The organism is Candidatus Omnitrophota bacterium (genome assembly GCA_030650275.1).
GTDB lineage: Bacteria > Omnitrophota > Gorgyraeia > Zapsychrales > Fredricksoniimonadaceae > JACPXN01.
Map to the genome: position 1 here is coordinate 1 of JAUSEK010000002.1, position 4,726 is coordinate 4,726.

3 protein-coding genes are annotated in these 4,726 nt (G+C 58.2%); 2 read left to right on the plus strand and 1 reads right to left on the minus strand.

Translation table 11 applies throughout. The features are described 5' to 3' along the window. Positions 1–428: 428 nt before the first annotated feature. The gene (locus Q7K71_00355; GenBank protein MDO8674555.1) at positions 429–1,802 is read right to left on the minus strand and encodes an IS4 family transposase; all 1,374 of its coding nucleotides are present in this window, start codon (positions 1,800–1,802) and stop codon (positions 429–431) included. 176 nt (positions 1,803–1,978) lie between these two features. Between Q7K71_00355 and Q7K71_00360 the strand changes: the two genes are divergently transcribed. After that, positions 1,979–3,697 carry an IS66 family transposase gene (locus Q7K71_00360; GenBank protein ID MDO8674556.1) on the plus strand — a complete coding sequence of 573 codons (1,719 nt, stop codon included), beginning with the start codon at positions 1,979–1,981 and terminating at the stop codon, positions 3,695–3,697. Continuing rightward, on the plus strand, positions 3,694–4,575 hold the full coding sequence (locus Q7K71_00365) for a DUF4338 domain-containing protein (protein ID MDO8674557.1): 882 nt from the start codon (positions 3,694–3,696) through the stop codon (positions 4,573–4,575). The genes Q7K71_00360 and Q7K71_00365 overlap by 4 nt, the downstream gene beginning before the upstream one ends. The last annotated feature ends 151 nt before the right edge of the window (positions 4,576–4,726 follow it).

Genomic DNA, 4,726 nt, shown 5'->3' on the forward strand with positions numbered 1-4,726 from the left:
CGGATGATCTCTCCAGTATGGCGCGAGCCGGCTCATCCGGACCTCGCTGAAAGACAAAATCATGCAGGACAAAATCATTGGAGAGATCGGTGCCCGAACTTCCCGCTCCTGATTTTGTCCCCACCAAAAGGAAGCTATTGAGACGAATCAGTCGCAAGGCTAATCGCGGCTCGGCGAGTCTCGTCTCACCACGAAAGAAGGAGTGTCAGCCTATCTTTGAGTTCTTCCGCTTGTTCGCGGCCCATGAACCCAACTCGCCAGGAGTGCGGACAGCCTTGTCCGCGCGATCCAGTGCTGGCAGCTCGGAAATCGCGGACAGCCATGTCAATCTGTGTTAAGTGAAGGCAGGCTGGGAGATAGCCTTTGAGTTTCCGGGAAACTGAAGAAGGGCGGGATGGCCGCTTTAGAGTTTGGAAATCAAGTCAGGGTTAGATGGGAGAGAGCTTGGGATTTAACCAGAGATCCATCAAGTAATCCCAGGTGTTGGTCCGGGAATTCTGGCGGCCTTTGCGGGCGTTGACCAGAAGATGGCGCCAAATGGTGCGTAGTTCTCGCAACAGTTCCTCCGGACCTTGGCAGAAGGCTCGCGCGATAGTGTGTCCCCACTGCTGCATCACCCGGATCAACTTCTCGAAGCTGATTTCCGATTTATGCTGGTGCCAGCATTGGGCGCTGGCATGGGCATGCCACAAAAAGAGCAGGACCGCACAGAGCAAGCGCGCCCAAATTTCACATTGGATGCGCCAAGGATTTTCACTTTCGGTTTTGTCCAAACGCAGCACCGACTTGGCCTGCCGGAAAATCAATTCGATTTGCCAGCGCACCCGATAGAGATAGGCCAGCAGAGCGGAGGGCAGTTGGGCGGCCGGGGCGTTGGTGACCAGCAAGAGCCAGCCGGCGAGTTGGAGGGCTTTGGCGCTGGGAGTTCGCCCCTTGGTCCGCATCGCTTCCCGCAAGCCGGCGCGATGGCGCCCGGCGCTCTCGGGGCTCAAACGGAAAGCGATCAAACGCACCGGCCCGGCCCGGTGTTTTCCTTTGGTTCCCAGGAAAACCTCAGGCCATTCCACGCGCTTTTCTGAAGTCAGGGCCAGAGCGCCGGCCAAATCCAGGGATTGTTCCGGAGCCTCCGGCCCCTGGGTGGTCCACAGCGTGAGGGAGTGCGGCAAAGGCATGAGGAGAAAAGCGCCGGCCTGTTGGGCCGCCTGCCAGGCCTTGGCGTCAAAAAAACCCTTGTCATTGATTTGCAGTTCACCCTTCTTCAGGCGTTGAGCCAGGCCCAAGGCCTGTCCTTGGTCGGAACGTTTGCCCTCCAAAACTTTCAGAGGTTCCAGCCGCCCGCTGATCAATTCATAGCGTAAGAGCACTTTGATGTTGGCGGACGAACCGGCCCCTCCGCAGGAAGGGAAGATTTCCTGCAAGGCTTCCGAGGTGTCAAAGCAGGTGCTGTCCAGCAGATAGACGGCCGTGAAATGCTTTTGCAATTCCAGGGCCTGGGGACGCTCCGGACCCCAGTCCAGAGTCTGGGCTAGAGTGTGAGCAAAAGCGCCTTGCACATAAGCGACGGCTCTGGGGTTGTAGCGCTGATGCACGGCTTGAGGGGTGACGGGCTCCTGGAAACATTGGGCTTGGGAAACGAGGGTTTGACGCAGAGCGCTCAATTGTCCAAAAACCAGCGAGGTGAGGAATTCAAAGGAATCGATTTTGCCTTGGCGTTTGAACCAGCCGGTGAGACGGGCCAGATCCCGGAAGGGTTTTGGGAGAAAGGTGGCGACGAAACGTTCCAGAAAAGAGGGGAGTAACATAGAGGTCGATCCTAGCAGATCCCGAAGGAACTGTTGCGTTGTAATCGGCTGTGGATATAGGACTTACATTCATATACTTGACACTCTAAAAGTAAAGTTTCGGTAAACCCGGTGGGTCGAAAGATTTCGACTCTTTTTACGGGACACGCGCCCGGCGATCTGTTATTTTCGGTTTCGTGATTTTCGAGACGGAGAGTTTGTCTGGTGCGGGGCAGGACATCGCGGCGTCGGGCAAAATGGGCGATCGCCAAGGGGCACATTACTACCGCGCGCAGCACGCGCGCGCGGTCGAGCGGGCCAGGCACTGGGAACAAAAGACCCGGGCGTCGGAGAAGATCATCGCGCAGTTGCTGGTCCTTTTGGGATGTTTTCTGCAACGAATCCAAGAGTTGAGCCGACAGTTGGCCTGGTTGAAAAAACAACAGTTCGGACGCAAATCCGAAGCCGGGTCAAGTCCTGGCCCAGCGGAACCGGAGGCGGCGGATGGCTCCAGAACGGCGGCGGATCAAGCGGATCAAAGTGCGCAGGAGGCCAAGACCAAGAGCAAGACCGGACGACGGCGGGGACAGCAGCGTGGAGGCAAAGGTCCCAAGCGCAAAGGTCGCGGGAATTTACCGGCGCAGGTGATCGATCATACTTTGGAGGAGTCGCAACGGACCTGTGGAGTGTGTGGCAAGGTTCATCCCGAACTGGCCCTGTGGGAGGAAAGCCAGGAGGTGGGATGGGAGGTGCGTCTGGTGCGGCGCGTGCATCGGCGCTTTCGTTATGGCCCCTGTTGCCAGTGTCCTGGAGGCCGGAGCATGCCCACCGCTCCCAAGCCCGCCAAGCTGATCGCCAAGGGACTTTTTGCGGTGGATTTCTGGGTGCAGGTGTTGTTGAAGAAGTTCGAGTTTGCCCAACCGATCCAGCGCACGATCCGGGAATTGCGGACGCATGGGTTGCACGTTTCCCCGGGAACTCTGAGTGGAGGTCTGGAAAAGATAGGGGCGATGGTGCAACCGCTGGCCGGGCAATTCGTCCTGCAGAGCCGGGAGGGGGCGCATTGGCACATGGACGAAACGCGCTGGCCGATGTTTTGTTTGACGGAGTCCAAAGGCCGCAGCCTGTGGTGGTTTTGGGTGGTGGTGAGCCGGGATGTGACGGCGTTTCTGCTGGAACCCAGCCGTGCGGGAAAGGTGCCGCGGGATTTTTTCCCAAAAGGAACCGCAGGGATTGTGAGCGTGGATCGGTATGCGGGGTATTGCGGGCTGTTGGGTTCGGACTGGTCGCTCAAACTGGCCTACTGTTGGTCGCATCAGCGCAGGGATTTTATCCATGTGGCCGAAAGTTCCAAGCGCACCCCGGCCGGGTCCTGGGCTCAGGAGTGGGTGGAGTTGATTAACCAGTTGTTTGGGATCAATGCCCAGCGGCGCGCGGCTTGGTTCAAAGGACAGACCGAGTTGTTCGTGCCGCTGGATCTGGAAGTGCGCCGACAGGTTGAGCGGATGCAAGAGCGCCGGGATTTGGAACTGGCCGGTGGAACTCTCCAGAGTGAGCCGGAAAAGATTTTGCGGAGTATGCAGCGGCACTGGACTGGGCTGAGAGTTTTTGTCGAGCATCCGTGGGTGCCGATGGACAACAACGCGGCGGAGCGGGCGAATCGCGCACTGGCGGTGGCGCGCAAGAATTTTTACGGCAGCGGCTCGGAGTGGAGCGGAGAACTGGCCTGCGCATGTTTCACCATTCTGGCCACCCTCCGGCAACACGGACTTTGCTCGCGCCGATATTTTCAGGCGTATTTGGAAGCGTGCGCGCGTCACGGGGGCCGGGCGCCGGAAAATCTGGAAGAGTTCCTGCCCTGGAAATGGAGCGCGGAAAAGAAAGCGGCCTGGAAAACCCAGGGGCGTCCCCCATGAGCCAGGAGAGCTTTGGCCGTTATTGCGGACGGGATTTCAGCGCGGCCGAACTGACGCACATCCGGGAACTGTTGCGCTTGCAACCGGCCTTGCATCGGGCGGGCTTGTCGCGCCGGATTTGCCAGGATTTAGACTGGCGTAATGTTTGTGGGCAACTCAAGGAGATGAGTTGCCGGGTGGCGCTGCTGCGCATGCAAAAGGATGGGTTGATCCAGTTGCCCAAGCCTTTGACCAAAAATGGCAACGGCCAGGCGCGTCCGTTGCTCACGCCCGCCTCGGAGGACAGAAAAGCCGTGCTGGAGAGGGTCTCGGCGCTGGAGCCGTTGGTCTTTGGGAACGTGCCACGCGGGGGGGCGGACTCGCGCCTGTGGAATGAATTGATCCAGCGGCATCATTACCTGGGGTACTGCCCCTTGAGCGGCGCGCAAATGCGTTATCTGGTTTGGAGCGCAGATGGCCGGTTGCTGGCCGCCCTGGGATTTGGCGCCTCCGCCTGGCAAATCAAGCCGCGTGATCAATTCATTGGCTGGGATGATGGACAACGGCCGCGGGGACTGCATCTGATTGTCAACCAGGCGCGCTTTTTGATTTTGCCTTGGGTGAGATCGCCCGGATTGGCCTCACGGATTTTAGCGGGGATGATCCAGCCGCTCCAAGCCGATTGGGGCCTGCGTTATGGGTACCAGCCGGTCTTGTTGGAAAGTTTCGTGGAAACGACACGCTTTGCGGGCACTTCGTATAAGGCGGCCAATTGGATTTTCGCGGGGCAAACCCAAGGCCGTGGCAAATTGGAAAAACACCACCACCAGGCTTCTTCGATTAAACAGATCTGGCTCTATCCATTACACCCACACTTCCGCAAAATCCTTTGCCCTTAACGCCCCTCGCCAGCGGGTTTACCGAATCATTACCTCTTTTTCATCTTCAATAACCCTTAGTTGAGCCGACTGTTCCCTCTCAGGTTCATCGGCCTCCGGCACCAGCCAGTGGTAAACCTGAGACATTTTTTGCGACGACAGACGATCATAT

What these genes read in the sequence shown, in the direction of transcription:
- Q7K71_00355 (MDO8674555.1), bottom strand. Translation starts at nt 1,802, where the DNA reads ATGTTACTCCCCTCTTTTCTGGAACGTTTCGTCGCCACCTTTCTCCCA.
- Q7K71_00365 (MDO8674557.1), top strand. Translation starts at nt 3,694, where the DNA reads ATGAGCCAGGAGAGCTTTGGCCGTTATTGCGGACGGGATTTCAGCGCG.